Below are 16,177 nucleotides of genomic sequence, written 5' to 3'. Positions count from 1 at the left end.
GGGCCGGAACGATCGAGGTCGTGGCGGCACCGCGACCAGTCCCGGCACGGTCCGAGCGGAGGGGAGCACATCATGGACAACGGGCGCATCGCCGGTACACCGAGCCTGCTGCGGTCGCTCAACGATCGCACGACCGCCGGGCTGCTGTTCGATCACGGCACGCTGTCGAAGGCCGAGCTGGGGGCCGCGAGCGGGCTGTCCAAGCCGACCGCCGCCCAGAGCCTGCAGCGGCTCACCGACCTCGGCCTCGTGACCACCGGCGGGTCGCGCACCGGCGGCCCCGGCCCGGCCGCCCAGCTCTTCGAGCTCGACCCCACGACCGGCTACGCGATCGCCGTCGACGTGGCCAACGAGATCGTGCGCGCGAGCATCCACGGCCGGGACGGCTCCGTGCTCGGGAACCTCACGAGCATCCCCGGGGGCCGGATGGCCGGCGAGGTGCTCGTCGAGATCTTCACGACGCTCACGGCCGAGGTGCCGATCTCGCCGCAGACGACCTATTCGATGGCGGTCGGGGTCTCCGGTGCCTACGACGAGGTCGCCGACCTCGTGCGGCACGGCGACCACCTGAGCGAGCTCGTCGGTGGGCTCGAACAACCGGGCCTGCGGGAACGCATCAGCGCGGCCGTGCCCGCCCGCGTGACGATCGAGAACGACGTCAAGCTCGTGGCCCTCGCCGAGAGCAGCACGGGCGCCGCCGCCGACGCCGCCACGTCGGTGTTGTTCTGGGCCGAGGCCGGGGTGGGGGCCGCGGCGGTCCTCGGGGGGCACATCCACCGCGGCGCCACGGGCAGCGCGGGGGAACTGGCCTACCTGCCGGTGTCGGGCGGACCGCACACGAGCCCCCGGGAGCCCCGCGGCGGATTCCAGGTCGTGGCCGGCGGGGCCGCCCTGACCGAACTGGGCCGAGCGTGCGGCCTCGCCGGGGACCCGGCGGGCATGATCGCCGCGGCCGCCGCCGCCCCGGGCACCCATGGCGAGGAGTTCCTCACCGAACTCGCGCGCCGCTACGCCACCGGCATCTCCGCCCTCATCGCCGTGCTCGACCCGGAGGTGGTCGTGCTGTCCGGGAGCTATGCGGCGGCCGGCGGCCAGGTGCTCGCCGACCGGGTCGCCGGCGCGGTCGCGGACCAGGCCATGCGCCCGGTTCCGGTCGTGCTCGGCGCACTGACCGACCGCCCCGTGCTCACCGGTGCCGCGCACCTGGCCCGCTCGAAGCTGCGCCAGGAGGTGCTCGAGCGCATCGGCCCGGTCGCCTGACGACCCGCGCTACCGTGGACGGGATGACCGCCGCCACGATCGGGCACTCGAACCGCACGGCCGAGGAGTTCCTCGCGCTGCTGGGCGAGCACGGCATCACCCGCCTCGTGGACGTGCGCCGCCTCCCCGGCTCCCGCCGCTACCCCTGGTTCGACCAGGAGAACCTGCGCGCCGCGCTCGAGGCGAGCGGCGTCGTCTACAGGCACCAGGGCGCGCTCACCGGCCGCCGGCGTACCCCCGCGGGCACGCCGAGCATCAACGGCGGCTGGGAGAACGCGAGTTTTCGCGCCTACGCCGACCACATGCAGACCGATGAGTTCCATGCGGCCGCGGACCGGCTCGCGCAGGCGGCGCAGCGCGAACCGGTCGCGGTCATGTGCTCCGAGGCGGTGCCGTGGCGCTGCCACCGCCGGATGATCGCCGACGCCCTGCTCGTGCGCGGAATCGCCGTGACCGACGTCATCGGCCCGAACTCGGCCCGCCCGCACGAGCTCACCCCGTTCGCCCGCCGCGAGGGCACGCGGCTGTGGTATCCGCCGGAATCGGATTGACGACCGAGCCGGCTCAGGCCTCCCACCGCACCTCCTCGGCGGACACCTCCGGCCGCCACCCGCGCCAGACCGGCTGCCGCAGCACGCCGGCACGGGTCGGGCCCGCATGGCGCACCTCGCCCACCCGGGTCGGCCGCACCCACCGCGCATCGCGGGCGATCGCGGCCGGGATGTCGCCCGCCGGCGGTGTCTTGCGCTCGAGCGAGTGCAACGCTCGCGGGATGTCGGCGCGATCCGCCTGGCGCAGCCCCGTGCCGACCCGGCCGGCGTAGCGCAGCCGGCCGTCCTCGGGCACGGCGAGCAGGAGCGAGGCGAGCTCCACGGCGTTCTCCGCCCGCGGCCGCCAGCCGATCACCACGACCTCCTGATGGCGCTCGTGCTTGATCTTGATCCAGTCCCGCGTGCGCCGCCCCGAGGTGTAGTGCGAGTCGTCGCGCTTGGCGAGCACCCCCTCGAGCCGGAGTCCGCGCGACGTGCGCATCGCCGCCTCGAGATCGTCGCCGTGCACCGGCGGCACGTGCACGAACTCGCCCTCGCCCACCTGCGCCTCGAGCTCGGCGCGGCGCTCCGCGTAGGGCGCGCGCAGCAGCCGCCGGGGCTCACCGTCGGCGGCCCGCAGCTGCAGGGCGTCGAACACCATGAAGTGCACCGGAGTCCGCTCGCGTTCCGCCTCGACCCTCGCCGGCGTCGACAGGTTCATCCGCCGCTGCAGCACCCCGAAGTCCGGGGCGCCGTGGCCGTTCAGCGCGACGATCTCGCCGTCGAGCACCGAGCGAGGCGGGGCGAGGTCGGCCAGCTCGGCGAGTTCGGGATACGCAGGGGTGAGGTCGGTGCCGTTGCGGGAGAGGAGCGTCACCTCGCCCGAGGCGCTCGTGAACGCGATCGCGCGCACGCCGTCCCACTTCATCTCCATCCTCCACCCGGCCTCCCGGTCGAGGTCCGCGGCCGAGCCGGCGGTGGCGAGCATGGGGGCGGGGAGCGTCGACCGGGTGAGCGGGTGCGCGCTGCCCGTCGTATCCGCCTGCGGCGAGCCTACGGACGACGCCGTCCCCGCCTCGCGCATCAGCCGTTGCGCCGCGCCGTCATCACCGCCCGCACGCGTTCGCTCGGGCTGCTCCTTCATCAGGTGCAACAGCCAGTTCTGCTCGTCCTCGGGCTTTCCGCCGGTGTGGATGAGGGCGTACCGGCGATCGAGACCGCCGAGGCCGCCGGTGCCGTCGGAGGAGCCGGGCGAGTCGGGCGAGCCGGGGGAGTCGGAGGCGGCGGGGTGGAGTACGACGATCACCTCCTCGCCCTCGCGCCACTTCTCTGCGGTGTAGGTGCCCGAATCCCAGATCTGCACGGTGCCGGCGCCGTACTCGCCCGTGGGGATCGTGCCCGAGAACGTGGCATAGGACAGCGGGTGGTCCTCGACGCGGACCGCGAGCCGGTTCGAGCGCGTCTCCAGCGGCGGGCCCTTGGGCACGGCCCAACTGGCGAGCACGCCGTCGCGTTCGAGCCGGACATCCCAGTGCGGCCGGGACGCGTGGTGCTCCTGGATCACGAAGATCTTCTCCCCGGTGCGCAACTGCGGCGGGTCGGCCGGCACCGGCTCGGGCGTCCTGGCCGGATCGCGCATCGAACGGTACGTGGCGAGCCGGTCGTCGTCCACGCTCGAGCGCAGGCCGAACGGCGACATCGGGTCGATGCCGGCGGCCACCCGCTCGAGCACCTGCCGGTACTGCAGCTGCGCGAGCCTCGGGTCGTCGATCTCCTCCCACGTGCGCGGCGCGGCGACGGTCGGCCGGGGCCGGCCCCGCAGGGAGTACGGGCAGATGGTGGTCTTCGCCGCGTTGTTCTGCGACCAGTCGATGAGCACCTTGCCGCCGCGCAGCTCCTTGCGCATGGTCGAGACCGCCAGATCCGGACGGTCGGCCTCGATCGCCCGGGCGAGCTCCTTCGCGACCGCCGAGGCCTGCTCGGACGTGGTGGAGCCGTCGAGCCCGGCGTACAGGTGGATGCCCGTCGAGCCGGACGTCACCGGAACGGCGGTCAGGCCCATGCCCTCGAGGACCTCCCGGCACAGCCGCGCGACCTCGGCGCATTCGGCGAGCCCGGCACCGGGCCCGGGATCGAGGTCGAGCACGAGCCGGTCGGGGTTGGAGCGCCGGCCGCCCGTATCGACGCGCCACTGCGGCACGTGCAGCTCGAGGGCGGCGAGCTGGCCGAACCAGGCGAGCACCGCCGCCTCGGTCGCGAGCGGGTAGGTGTTCGTGCGCTCCTTGTGACGGTAGGTCACCCGGGGCACCCACACGGGGGCGTCCGGCTCGAGATCCTTGCGGAAGAACCCGGGTGCGGGCTCGGCCGCCGTGCCCACGCCCTCGACCCAGCGCTTCCGGGTGACCGGTCGCCCGGCCGCGAGCCCGATGAGCGCCGGGGCGATCGCCACGTAGTAGTCGATCACGTCGCCCTTGGTGGTGCCCGTGGCGGGGTATAGCACCTTGTCGAGGTTCGTCAGGCGCAGGGACCGGCCCGCGACGGCGGTCGTGGCGGCGGCGGGCATGCGGTCCTCCCTCTGGAACCAGTGTCCCCTCCGCCGGTTCCCGAGGCTACGGGGCCGCGCTGATAACCTCACGCCGTGGTGCATAGACGACCGACTTCGCCCGCCACGCAGCGGCGACACGACATCTCGGCCTGCCTCGACCGGGCCTACGACCGCGGCGGGCTCACCCTGCTCGTCGACGGCCTCGCCGGGATGGGGAAGACGACGATCCTGCGTGAGCTCGCGCGGCAGGCGTTCGAGGCCGACCGGTGGCCGGTCACGTATGTCACCGCCGACGAGGTCGAGCGGGCCGAACCGTACGCGTTCATCGGGCGGCTGTTGGCGAGCGGGCTGCCCACCGACGGGGACCTCGTGCCCGACGCCACCACCCAGACCGTGCCCGTCGCGCAGGCCTGCCTGCGCGCGATCCTGGCACCGCACGGGGCGCCGGGCCGGGTCATCGTCGTGGACGACGCCCAGTGGGTCGACCCGGAGTCCGTGCGGGTCCTGCGCTACGTCCTTCCCCGCGTCAACCGCCGTGTCCTCGTCGCGATCGGGGTCCGCACGCCCCACGAGCCCGGCGGCTTCGGCGACTATCTGCACGGACTGACCTCGGGCAGCCACCACGACCTCCACTATCGCGCGGAGCCGCTCACCGCCCCGCAGATCCAGGCGCTGGCGGTCGAGCAGTTCGGCGTGGGGATCGCCGCCCGCAACGCCGAGCAGCTGCGGTTGAGCACGGGCGGCTCGTTCCTGGCGATCGACTCGATCTTCGGCCGGCTCACGCGCGCGGAGATCTCCCAGCTGCACCTCGCCTGGAACATCCCGATCCGCCGGGTGGGCGCCGTGGACAACCCGTTGCTGCACCGGCACGAGCGGATGAGCGCCCCGGCCCGCGCCACGGCGGAGCTCGTCTGCCTCGCCGGGCACGAGATCTCCCGGGCGACCCTGGCGCGCGCGGCCCGGCGACTGGGCGAGGGCGTGCACGTGGAGGAGGCGATCGGAGCCGGGGTGCTCTCCGAGTCCGGCTTCGGTGCGACGATCATCCCCGCCCACGACCTCATCGGCCACGCCATCGCCCAGACCGTCGACCACGAGCGCTCCCGGGCGGTCTCACGGGTGCTGGCGGACGTGACGGATGGCTACCGATCCGTCATGCACGCGCTGCGCGGAGCCGAGGAGTGGACCGCGCAGCTGCGCGGGCAGGTCACGGACTATGTGCGACGGGCCGTCGCCCGAGCGAGCTACGCCAACGCCTCCCGGGTGCTGCGCGCGGCCCTCGACCTGGCCACGGACGCCGCCGTCCGCCACGACCTGCTCGTCGACCTGGCCCTCGTCCACCTCCGCAACAACAGCGGCTACGAGGTGCTCGACCTGCTGCCGGAACTCGAGGACCTGCCGCGCAGCCTCCTGCGCGAGTTCATCGTCGTCATGATCGGTGCGCACCGCACCGACCAACCATTCCCGCACGAGCGGACCGCGGCCATGCTCGTGCCGAGCGAGGATCCCGACGAGCTCACCATCCAGGCCTTCCTCTCCTTCGTCCTGGTGATCATGACCATGCGCACCGCCGATCCCTCCCCGGTGCCCGGCCTCATCGCCGCCGCCCGGCACTTCTTCTCCCTCGTGCCGGCGACCCCCGAGGCCCTGAGCGACGAGCGGTTGGCGTGGATGGTCGCTCCCCGCGAATACCTCGTGCTGCTCGACGCCTACGAACTCGTGCAGTTGCAGCTGGGCGGCGACCTGCGCGCGCTCGCCTCCCGGCTGCCCGAGGTCGAACGGGCCCGGCGCGCGATGCCGGAGGGGTCGCTGCGGGTCGACGTGACCGTGGCCCTCGCCGGCAACGAGGTGGCGCTGGGCCGGCTCGGGCGGGCGCGGGCGCTCGCCGAGGAGGCCACGGACCTGTCCAACCGGGTGAGCAAGGCCTGGGCCGCGGGAACCGTGCGCATCATCCTCGCCGACTGCATGATCCGCCAGGGCGACCTCGCCGCGGCCACCGACGTGCTCGCGGTGATCGTCGACCTGTCCTACGACGTCCTCGACGTCGAGACCCGCCCGGTCGCGGCGGCGATGGCCGCGATCGTGGCCGCGATCCGCGGGGAGGAGACCGCGCATCTGCTCGCGCAGGCCCGCGTCATCGACGACATCGCCTGGGAGGGCTACGGGCGCGACCTGCCCGTGCTCGCCGGGTGCGAGGCGGCCCGGGCGCTCGGGGACCCGGCCGAGATCCTCGCCCTGACCTCCCCGGACCGGGTGGGCGGCATCGTCAACACCCAGCACGGGTTCCTCACGTATCGGGCCCACGCGCTCCTCGACCTCGGCGACCACGTGGCGGCGGCGGAGCTCATCGGCGAGCTGGAGCGGTGCCGTGCGGCGGGGACGTGGCTCGAATACTGGGGCACCCTCGCGTGGCTGCGGGCCCGGCTGGCCGAGCATCACGACGCCGGCGCGGCCCGCGCCATGTACGAGGACGCGGTCGCCACCCGCGACTACCCGCTGCCGGCGGCGCTGACGTATATCGACTACGGGCGCCTGCTCGCCGGGCAGGGCGATGCGAGCGGGGCCCGGCGCGCGTGGGACAGCGCCCGGGCGATCCTCGAGCGCCTCGGGGCCGGCGCGTACCTGCCGCGGGTGCGGGCGGCGCTCGAGTCCCTCGCGGACGGGGACCGCATCGCGCGCTCCCGCCTCGTCGCGGACCTGACCCGCCGTGAGCACGAGATCGCCGGCCACCTGGCGCAGGGCCGGTCCAACCAGGAGATCGCGGTCCTGCTCGTCGTCTCCGAGGCCACGGTCCGATTCCACGTCTCGAACGTGCTGCGCAAGCTCCACCTCTCCTCCCGCGCCCAGGTCGCCCGGGTACTCCACGGCCCCGGAGACCCTGCCTGAGCAGGGCACTCCGGGGCCGCGGGGGCGGGATCAGCCGTTCGCGCGGATCCGGCGGACGGACAGGAGCAGGCCACCGACCAGGAGCAGCCCGGCCGTGAGCCACAGCGCCGCGCCGGACGATCCCGCCCCGGTCTGCGGGAGCGGTTCCGACGAGCTCGAAGACGCCGGGCCGGTCGGCTCAGGGGTGGGCTCTGTCGGCTCAGTCGGCTCTGTCGGCTCGGGGGTCGGGGGCGGCGTCGGCTCGGGGGTCGGCTTGGGGCCGACCACGACCGTCTGGCGCTCGTCGTCGAGGTCCTCGTGCGTGGCCAGCAGCCTGCGGTCCTCGATGGTCACCTCGGTGGGCACCGCCATCGTGCGCGCACCGCCGGCGAGCATCGCCGTGCGGGAACGCTCGAGGTACAGCCGCTCGAACACGACGAGGGTCGCATCGGCGTAGCCGGCGGGAACGTCGAAGTCGACGTGGACGATCCCCGCGGAGCTCTCGGCCACGAAGGTGGTCTCGGAGGTGAGGCCGGTCGACTCGCCCGTGGCGTGATCCCTCACCTCGCCGGTGACCACATACGACTCGCCCACGACGAGACCGGAGTAGGAGACGTCGTCCCTGAGCGTGGAGCCGTCCGGATCGAGCAGCTTCTCACCCGTGGCCAGGTTGTAGGCGTAGGTGTCGATCGCGGGCCGGTAGACGGTCTGGTTCTCGTCGTCGATGTCGGCGTGCGCGGCGACGGGAACGCCGTCGCGGTAGAGGTGCTCGAAGACCACGATGACCTCGCCGGTCAGGGCGCCGGCGGGAATCTCGAAGGTGAGATCGACGCTGCCGGTCGGGGTCTCGGGGGTGAAGGTGGCGGTGGCGGTGAGGCCGGTGGGCGTGCCGCCGGCCTCACCGCGGGTCATGAGCTCGCCCTCGATCGTGTACTCGGTGCCCGGCACGAGGCCGTCGTAATCCACGGTGTCGACGATCGTGGCCGGGCCGGACTCGGGCAGGAACCTGCCGCCGTCCTCCCCGTTCACGGCGGTCGTGCCGATCCGCGGGACGGCCTCCCACTCGACGGTGGCCGTCGCGGTCACCTCCACCTGCTCACTCCGGGCGATTATGAGGGACTGGGTGCGGGGCTTCGTGTTCGTGACCAGCACGCCGGTGCGCTCGGGCCCGGTCACGGTCGCCGTGATGCTCACGTCGCCCGCGGGGGCGGCGGCGGGCACGTCGAGGAAGAGGTCGACGCCGGTCGGGGCGGCGGACACGTCGACGGGCGTGCCGTCGGCGAGCACGAGCGGGTAGGGGCCGGCGACGGTGGCGACCACCGTGGGCTCGGAGGAGTCGAAGACGATCGGGCCGACGAGGGTGCCGGCCCGGCCGGTCGCCCGGGGCGGGGCGACGCTCAGCTCGGGTCCCTCCGATTCGGCCCGTCCGGTGTTCGCCTCGCCGGTGAGGTAGTCCACGAGGTCCTGCACCCGCAGGGCCGCGGGCGAGGTGGTGTCGGTGGCGCCGGTGCCCTCCCGCAGGCCCTCGTAGGCGAAGCGCGCCTCCGCGGGCGCGGCGTCGGTGTAGGACCAGATCGCGGCCTGCGATCCGGTGATCGCCTCCTTCTCGGTCAGGCCCTCGATGCCGGATCGGTCGGCGAGCTCGGCCAGGGTGATCTGCGGATAGGTGCCGTGGACGATCCAGGCGACGTGTTCGCGCACCCGCTCGTCGGTTCGGAAGTTGTTGTTGCCGGGGAAGTCGTCCCAGCCGCCGATCTCCAGGCCGATCTCGTAGTGGGCTCCGACCGTGAACTCGACGCAGTAGGCGAACAGGTCCGGCGTGCCGTCGTCGTCGGAGTGGAGGGCGAAGAGGGTCGTGCCCTCGCGGCCCGCGGGTGTCTGGATGCCGTAGCCGCGGACGGCCTCCTCGTGGGTGCCCATGGCGGGGTATCCGGGATCGAAGCCGGTGTCCGCCCGGGCGGGCCCGGCGGGGGACCAGAGGCCGAGGGTGGCGGCGAGGGCGGCCAGGAGAATGATGATGCCGGCGCGGCGGCCGGTGGATGAGTGACGTTCGAGCATGCCTCCAACCTAGGAATTCCGCGGCCGGGTGACCCTAGCGGAACGGCTGGGTTCCGCGTTGGTCTTCCCGTTGGGTCCGGCGGGCAGGCGACTCCTCGCCCGGGCGAGGTGCGCCCTGCCCGGCGGGGCCGTGCCAGAATCGCGGCAGGAACCCAGTCGAAGGAGACCACCCGTGTCCGTGTTGACCCAGCTCGTGACCGACCTGCGCGAGGGCCGCATCGAAGTCGTCGACCTCACCGCCCCGTTGAGCAGCGAGACCCCGATCCTCGAGCTCCCCGAGATCTTCGGCCAGACGGCCCGATTCGAGCTCGAGGAGATCTCCCGCTACGACGACCGCGGCCCCGCCTGGTATTGGAACAACTTCCGCACCGGCGAGCACACCGGCACCCACTTCGACGCGCCGAACCACTGGGCCAGCGGCCGCGACCTGGCGGACATCTCCGCGGTGCCGGTGTCGAGCTTCGTGGCCCCGGCCGTCGTGCTCGACGTGACCGCGGACGTGGCCGCCGACCCGAACTTCCTCATCGAGCGCCACCACGTCGAGGCGTTCGTGGCCGAGCACGGCCCGCTGCCGGCCGGCGGCTGGCTCCTGTGCCGCACCGGCTGGTCGGCGCGCGCGGGGCAGGCCGACATGATCAACCGCATCGACGGCGAACCGGCGAGCCCGGGGCTCTCGGCCGAATGCGCCCGCTGGGTGGCCCAGGAGACGCCGCTGCAGGGCCTCGGCGTGGAGACCGTCGGAACCGACGCGGGCGCCGCGGCCGGCTTCGACCCGCTGTTCCCCTGCCACGACCACTTCATGGGCGCGGGCAAGTACGGGCTCGCGCAGCTGCAGAACCTCGACCGACTCCCGCCCACCGGGGCGGTCGTGCTCGCCTCGCCGCTGAGGATCGTCTCCGGAAGCGGGTCGCCCGTGCGGGTGCTCGCGCTCGTCGAACGGTGACGGCCGGCACGTGCGCAGGCGCGATCGGGCGCGCGCTCGTGGACGCGGGCATTCGCCACGTCTTCGGCGTCGTCGGATCGGGCAACTTCCACCTGACGAACGCGATGATCGCGGCCGGGGCGACGTTCACCGCGGCCCGGCACGAGGGCGGGGCCGCCACGATGGCCGACGCCTATGCCCGCACGAGCGGTGCGGTCACCGCGGTGAGCGTGCATCAGGGGTGCGGTTACACGAACGCGATCACGGGCATCGCGGAGGCCGCCAAGTCCCGCACCCCGCTCGTCGTGCTCGCCCCGCTCGCCACCGCGCCCTCCTCCAATTTCGCCATCGACCAGGGGGCGATCGCCGCCGCCGTCGGGGCGGAGTCGGTCACGCTCACCGACCCGGGCACGGCCGCCCGGGATGCGGCCCGTGTCGTCGCCCGGGCGCGGGATGGCCGCCGCACGATCGTGCTCCAGTTGCCGCTTCCGCTTCTGGACGACGTCGCTCCCGCGGGTGCATCGGCCCACCGTCCGGGTGGGTTCGCCGCGGCGGGGGCGGGCGCCGTCGAACCGGGCGAGGCCGACCTGGCCGCGCTGGCCGCGGCGATCGGGGCGGCGAAGCGGCCGGTGTTCGTGGCCGGGCGTGGCGGGCGCGCGCCGGGGGCGCGGGAGGCTCTGCTCGACCTCGCCGAGGCGAGTGGCGCGCTCGTGGCGACCTCCGCCGTCGCTGCCGGGCTCTTCCACGGCGACCCGTGGGACCTGGGCATCTCCGGCGGGTTCTCCAGCCCCGGCGCGGCCGAGCTCATCCGCGGCGCCGACCTCATCGTGGGCTGGGGCTGCGCCCTGAACATGTGGACGATGCGGCACGGCCGGCTCATCGGCGATCGAGCCACCGTGGCCCAGGTCGACGACACGACCGGCGCGCTCGGCGCCCACCGGGAGATCGACGTGCCCGTGGTCGGCGACGTGAGCGCCGTGGCACGCGCCCTGCTCGGCCGGATCGGGCCGCGTGCGGGCTACCGCACCGGCGAGGTCACCCGCCGGCTCGCGGCCGGGATCGGCTGGCGGCACACGCCGTTCGACGACGCCTCCACGGCCGAGCGGATCGATCCCCGCACCCTGACGCTGGCGCTCGACGAACTGCTGCCCCTCGAGCGGGTGATCGGCGTGGACTCGGGCAACTTCATGGGCTACCCGAGCGCGTTCCTGCGGGTGCCGGACGAGCGGGGCCTGTGCTTCACCCAGGCGTTCCAATCGATCGGGCTCGGGCTGGCGACCGCGATCGGCGCCGCCCTCGCCCAGCCGGACCGGCTACCGATCGCCGCCCTCGGCGACGGGGGAGCCCTCATGGCCGCCGCCGAGTTCGAGACGCTCCGCCGGCTCGGCCTGCCGATGCTCGTGATCGTCTACAACGACGACGCCTACGGGGCCGAGGTCCACCACTTCGCGGGCGAGAACCTCGACACGGTCACGTTCCCACCCACCGACATCGCGGCGATCGCCCGCGGCTACGGCCTCGAGGGCGTGACCGTGCGCCGGCCCGGGGACCTGGACCCCGTGCGCGCCTGGCTCGATGGGCCCCGGGAGCGTGCCCTCGTCATCGACGCGAAGGTCACCTCCGAGCCGTCCTGGTGGCTCGCCGAGGCCTTCGGGCACTGAGGAGCCGGGCGTTCCTGCCCACGCACCAGCGCGTGCGGCCGGCCCATCGAGGCCGGCCGCACGCCTTGGATCCGCGCGGAATCGTCAGCGTCCACCCGCGCGACGCTTGTTGTAGACGTCGAACGCGACCGCCAGAAGAAGCACGAGTCCCTTGACCACCTGCTGAGTGGACGAAGGCAGACCCATGAGCTGCATGCCGTTACTCATGACGGCCATGATGAGGCCACCGATCATGGCTCCGGTGATCCGGCCGATCCCGCCGGTGATCGCTGCGCCACCGATGAAGCACGCCGCGATGGCGTCGAGCTCGAACATGTTCCCCGCGCCCGGTTGGGCACCGTTCATGCGGGACGAGTAGACGACCCCGGCGACGCCGGAGAGCAGCCCCATGTTGACCATGATGAGGAAGTTGTCGCGCTTGACCTTGACACCCGAGAGCAGGGCGGCCGGAAGGTTGCCCCCGATCGCGTAGACATGCCGGCCGAACGTCGTGCGCTGCATGACGATCGAGTACACGATGATGAGGACCGCGAGAATGATGAGCACGTAGGGAAGACCGCGGCTCCGGGAGAGCTGATAGGCGAAGGCCATGACGATGGCCGCAACCGCGACGAGCTTGAGCAGGAACAGCGGGAAGGCGGCGACCGCCTGGTTGAATCGGAGAGTCGCCCGACGATCCCGAATCTGTATGACGACGTACCCGACGACCGCGAAGGCGAAGATGACGAGCGTGAAGACGTCGAAGCCGTAGCCACCCAACAGCCCGTTGAAGAATCCGTTGGCGATCTCGTAGTACGGGCCGCCGAAGGGTGACAGCGAGACATTGTTGAGCACCTGGTACGTCAGGCCCCGGAAGAGGAGCATGCCGGCGAGCGTGACGATGAACGCCGGGATTCCGACGTAGGCGACCCAGAACCCCTGCCAGACACCGGCGAGGAGTCCGACCGCGAGCGCGGCGAGCACACCCACCCACCACGGGGCCCCGTGCTTGATGACGACCACGGCCGAGACCGCGCCCGTGAGGGCGAGGAGGGAGCCGACGGACAGGTCGATATGGCCACCGACGATCACGATCATCATGCCGATCGCGAGGATGAGGATGTAGGAGTACTGCAGGACGATGTTCGTCAGGTTGCCGGGGCTGAGGAAGTTCGGATTGAACACCGAGAAGAACATGACGATCACCGCGAGGGCGATGAGGATTCCGCTCTGTCGCAGATTGCTCGACCAGAGCACTCGGAGGTTCGCGATTCCGGTCATGCTGCTTGTACCTTCTCCCTGGTCATGAGCTCCATGAGATTCTCCTGGGTTGCTTCTGCTCGCGGCAGTTGTCCTGTCATCCGTCCGTCGGACAATGTGAAGATGCGATCACATACTCCGAGAATCTCTGGGAGTTCGGAGGAGATGATGACGACTGCTTTTCCGGCCGCGACCATGCGGTTGATGATCGTGTAGATCTCGTACTTGGCGCCGACGTCGATCCCGCGTGTCGGCTCATCGAGGATGAGCACCTCGGGCTCGGTGTAGAGCCACTTGGACAGGACGACCTTCTGCTGGTTCCCACCGGAGAGGTTTCCGGTGATGGTCATGACATTCGGTGTCTTGATGTTCAGATTGGTTCGGTACTCCTCGGCCACGCGGAGTTCCTCATGGGCGTTGACCCAGCCACGCCGGGTCAACCGCCGCAGGCCGGCCGCCGACACGTTGCGGCGGACGTTGTCGATGAGGTTGAGCCCATACTGCTTACGGTCTTCGGTCACATAGGCGACGCCGTGAGCGATCGCTTCGGAGACCGTACGCATGCGGATCTCCTCACCGTCGAGATACACGCGGCCGGAGATGTCACGTCCATAGCTCTGGCCGAAGAGGCTCATGGCGAGCTCGGTGCGGCCCGCGCCCATGAGGCCGGCGATTCCGACCACTTCGCCCGCGCGTACGTCGAAGCTCGCCCGATCGACGACCTTCCGGCCCACCTGGCTCGGATGGTAGACGGTCCAATCCTCCACCCGGAGCACTTCCGCACCGATCTCCGGCACGCGCTGGGGGTAGCGATGCTCGAGGTCTCGGCCGACCATGCTCCGGATGATACGTTCCTGCGTCGCATCGGCATCGGCCATGTCGATGGTCTCGATCGTCCTGCCATCGCGAATGATGGTCGTGCGGTGAGATATCGCCGCGATCTCATTGAGCTTGTGCGAGATGATGATGCACGTGATGCCACGCTCGTTGAGCTCGCGTAGTAGATTGAGAAGATGTTCGGAGTCGTTGTCGTTCAGGGCGGCCGTGGGCTCGTCGAGGATGAGGAGTGACACGTTCTTCGACAGTGCCTTGGCGATCTCCACCAGTTGCTGCTTACCGACACCGAGTTGGCCGACGCGTGTTGTCGGCTGTTCTGCCAGGCCGACCTGTCGCATCAGCTCTGCGGCCCGGGAGCGGGTCTCGTGCCAATCGATCATTCCCAGCCGGCCGCGGACCTCGTTACCGAGGAAGATGTTCTCGGCGATGGACAGCTCGGGTATGAGGGCCAGTTCCTGATGAATGATGACGATACCGTGGGCCTCGCTGTCGTTGATCGAGGCGAAGCGAACCTCATCGTCGTTGAAGCGGATGTGACCGGTGTAGCTGCCGTACGGGTAGACGCCGGAGAGCACCTTCATGAGGGTCGACTTGCCCGCGCCATTCTCACCGCAGATCGCGTGGATCTCGCCGCGGCCGATCTCGATGGTGACGTCCGTGAGTGCCTTGACGCCGGGGAAGGTCTTCGTGATGTCGTGCATCTCCAGGATGTTCTCGGTCATGACGAGCGACGTCCTCCAAATTTGAGGGGATGGGCCGCGCCTCTCGTTCGGGCGCGGCCCATCCCAGCGGTGGCTCACTGGCCGGTGTCGACCTGCTCCTGGGTGTAGTAGCCGGAATCGATCAGCAGCTCGGAGATGTTCTCCTTGTACACGATGTCCGACTCGAGCAGATAGGACGGAACGATCTTGACGCCGTTGTCGTACGTCTCGGTGTCGTTGGCCTCCGGCTCGTCCCCCTCGAGGAACGACGTGGCGGCGGTCACCGCCTGGCTCGCCAGCTTGCGGGTGTCCTTGAAGATCGTGGCGAACTGGACCCCCTGGTCGATGAGGCTGACCGAGGCGATCTCCGCGTCCTGCCCGCTGACGATCGGCAGACCCTCCTCGAGGCTCGGACCGTGCCCGGCGCCCTGGAGTGCCGTGATCACGCCACGGGAGATTCCATCGAAGGGAGACAGCACGCCGTCGAGTTCCTCACCGCCCGAGTAGGTCGAGGTGAGTAGGTCCTCCATGCGGGTCTGTGCCGCCTCCTGGCTCCAGCGGAGCGTCGCGACCGTGTCGAAGTCCGTCTGGCCCGAGGGCACGACGATCCGTCCGTCCTCGAGGTACGGCGCGAGGGTCTCCATGGCTCCGTCGAAGAAGAAGCCGGCGTTGTTGTCGTCCGGGGAGCCGGCGAACACCTCGATGTTCTGCGGGCTCGTGGGCGCATCGGCCGCCTCGGTGCCATCCTCCTCGAGGAAGCCGAGGCCGACGAGCAGCGAGGTGGCCTGTTGGACGCCGACGTTGTAGTTATCGAACGTGACGTAGAACTCCACGTGGTCGCTGCCGTTGATGAGGCGGTCGTACGCGATGACCGGGATGTCCTTGGCAGCGGCCGACTCGAGCTGACTCGACAGCGCGGTGCCGTCGATCGACGCGATGATGAGCAGGTCGACACCCTGCGTGATCATCTGGTCGATCTGCTGACTCTGCGTGGGGATGTCGTCGTTCGCGAACTGCAGGTCGACCGTGTAGCCCTTCTCCTCGAGTTGGCTCTTGACTGCCTCCCCGTCGGCGATCCATCGTTCCGAGGTCTGGGTGGGCATGGCGACACCGATGGTCTGATCCGACGGATCGGCATCGGCGCTGTTGCCGCCGGGTGCGTCATCGACGCCGCCCGCACCCTGACCGCCACACGCGGCCAGGGTCAGGGCTAGTCCCAACCCGGCGGTGGCCGCCACAAGTCTGTTGATACGCATGTACTCCTCCTTGAGAGATTGCCTGCCGTAGCAAGGCCGCAGGGCCGTCGATGCCCGCCTACGAGGGGTCGACCACCTGGGTTGGTCATGGCCCCGCGGCCAATGTGCGCGCTAACATCGTAAGCCCGCATGGCGGCCGATGTCACTAGCTGGGGGCTGAGCTGCGGTCTCGATTCGGTAACGAGTGAGGTCTGGGGCGTCGAGCGATACGGCGGCGGCGGGCGGGGCGCGCGGCCCGAGACCTGGCGACCGAGCCTCACGGCGCCCGGTGGACGCTTCGCGTAGGAGGGAATCCGCCGATGGCCC

General features: G+C 71.2%; 10 protein-coding genes. 5 read left to right on the top strand and 5 right to left on the bottom strand.

The window, feature by feature from the left end:
- Nucleotides 1-72: 72 nt before the first annotated feature.
- A complete protein-coding gene (locus GCE65_RS08890) occupies nucleotides 73-1,260 on the top strand; it encodes an ROK family transcriptional regulator (RefSeq protein WP_153878136.1) in 1,188 nt (395 codons plus the stop codon).
- 23 nt (nucleotides 1,261-1,283) lie between these two features.
- Nucleotides 1,284-1,811 carry a DUF488 family protein gene (locus GCE65_RS08885; RefSeq protein WP_153878135.1) on the top strand — a complete coding sequence of 176 codons (528 nt, stop codon included), beginning with the start codon at nucleotides 1,284-1,286 and terminating at the stop codon, nucleotides 1,809-1,811.
- 13 nt (nucleotides 1,812-1,824) lie between these two features.
- On the opposite strand, the gene GCE65_RS08880 is transcribed toward GCE65_RS08885, so the two are convergent.
- Entirely contained in the window at nucleotides 1,825-4,353 is a 2,529-nt protein-coding gene (locus GCE65_RS08880) for an ATP-dependent DNA ligase (RefSeq protein ID WP_153878134.1), read from the bottom strand.
- Between the two features lie 75 nt (nucleotides 4,354-4,428).
- Between GCE65_RS08880 and GCE65_RS08875 the strand changes: the two genes are divergently transcribed.
- Complete coding sequence (locus GCE65_RS08875; protein ID WP_153878133.1) at nucleotides 4,429-7,218, top strand: LuxR family transcriptional regulator; 2,790 nt, start codon at nucleotides 4,429-4,431, stop codon at nucleotides 7,216-7,218.
- A 30-nt stretch (nucleotides 7,219-7,248) separates the two neighbouring features.
- Here GCE65_RS08875 and GCE65_RS08870 read toward each other — a convergent pair whose 3' ends face one another.
- The gene (locus GCE65_RS08870; RefSeq protein ID WP_153878132.1) at nucleotides 7,249-9,255 is read right to left on the bottom strand and encodes a VaFE repeat-containing surface-anchored protein; all 2,007 of its coding nucleotides are present in this window, start codon (nucleotides 9,253-9,255) and stop codon (nucleotides 7,249-7,251) included.
- A 172-nt stretch (nucleotides 9,256-9,427) separates the two neighbouring features.
- Here GCE65_RS08870 and GCE65_RS08865 point away from each other — a divergent pair, with 172 nt between their 5' ends.
- Both GCE65_RS08865 and GCE65_RS08860 read left to right on the top strand, forming a co-directional pair.
- On the top strand, nucleotides 9,428-10,198 hold the full coding sequence (locus GCE65_RS08865; protein WP_153878131.1) for a cyclase family protein: 771 nt from the start codon (nucleotides 9,428-9,430) through the stop codon (nucleotides 10,196-10,198).
- Nucleotides 10,195-11,838, top strand: a complete 1,644-nt coding sequence (locus tag GCE65_RS08860; RefSeq protein ID WP_153878130.1) for a thiamine pyrophosphate-binding protein — start codon at nucleotides 10,195-10,197, stop codon at nucleotides 11,836-11,838. Before GCE65_RS08865 ends, GCE65_RS08860 begins: the two co-directional genes overlap by 4 nt.
- Nucleotides 11,839-11,922: 84 nt before the next feature.
- Here the strand turns inward: GCE65_RS08860 and mmsB are convergent, their stop codons facing one another.
- From mmsB to chvE, 3 genes are all read right to left on the bottom strand, one after another.
- Complete coding sequence (mmsB, locus tag GCE65_RS08855) at nucleotides 11,923-13,098, bottom strand: multiple monosaccharide ABC transporter permease (RefSeq protein WP_152818516.1); 1,176 nt, start codon at nucleotides 13,096-13,098, stop codon at nucleotides 11,923-11,925.
- On the bottom strand, nucleotides 13,095-14,636 hold the full coding sequence (gene mmsA / locus GCE65_RS08850; RefSeq protein ID WP_152818517.1) for a multiple monosaccharide ABC transporter ATP-binding protein: 1,542 nt from the start codon (nucleotides 14,634-14,636) through the stop codon (nucleotides 13,095-13,097). Before mmsA ends, mmsB begins: the two co-directional genes overlap by 4 nt.
- A gap of 74 nt (nucleotides 14,637-14,710) precedes the next feature.
- Nucleotides 14,711-15,871 carry a multiple monosaccharide ABC transporter substrate-binding protein gene (gene chvE, locus GCE65_RS08845; protein WP_153878129.1) on the bottom strand — a complete coding sequence of 387 codons (1,161 nt, stop codon included), beginning with the start codon at nucleotides 15,869-15,871 and terminating at the stop codon, nucleotides 14,711-14,713.
- Nucleotides 15,872-16,177 lie beyond the last annotated feature (306 nt).

It is taken from the genome of Pseudactinotalea sp. HY158, from assembly GCF_009660225.1.
Lineage (GTDB): Bacteria > Actinomycetota > Actinomycetes > Actinomycetales > Beutenbergiaceae > HY158.
Note: the sequence above shows the minus strand (reverse complement) of the source record. Positions and strands in the feature narration are given on the sequence as shown.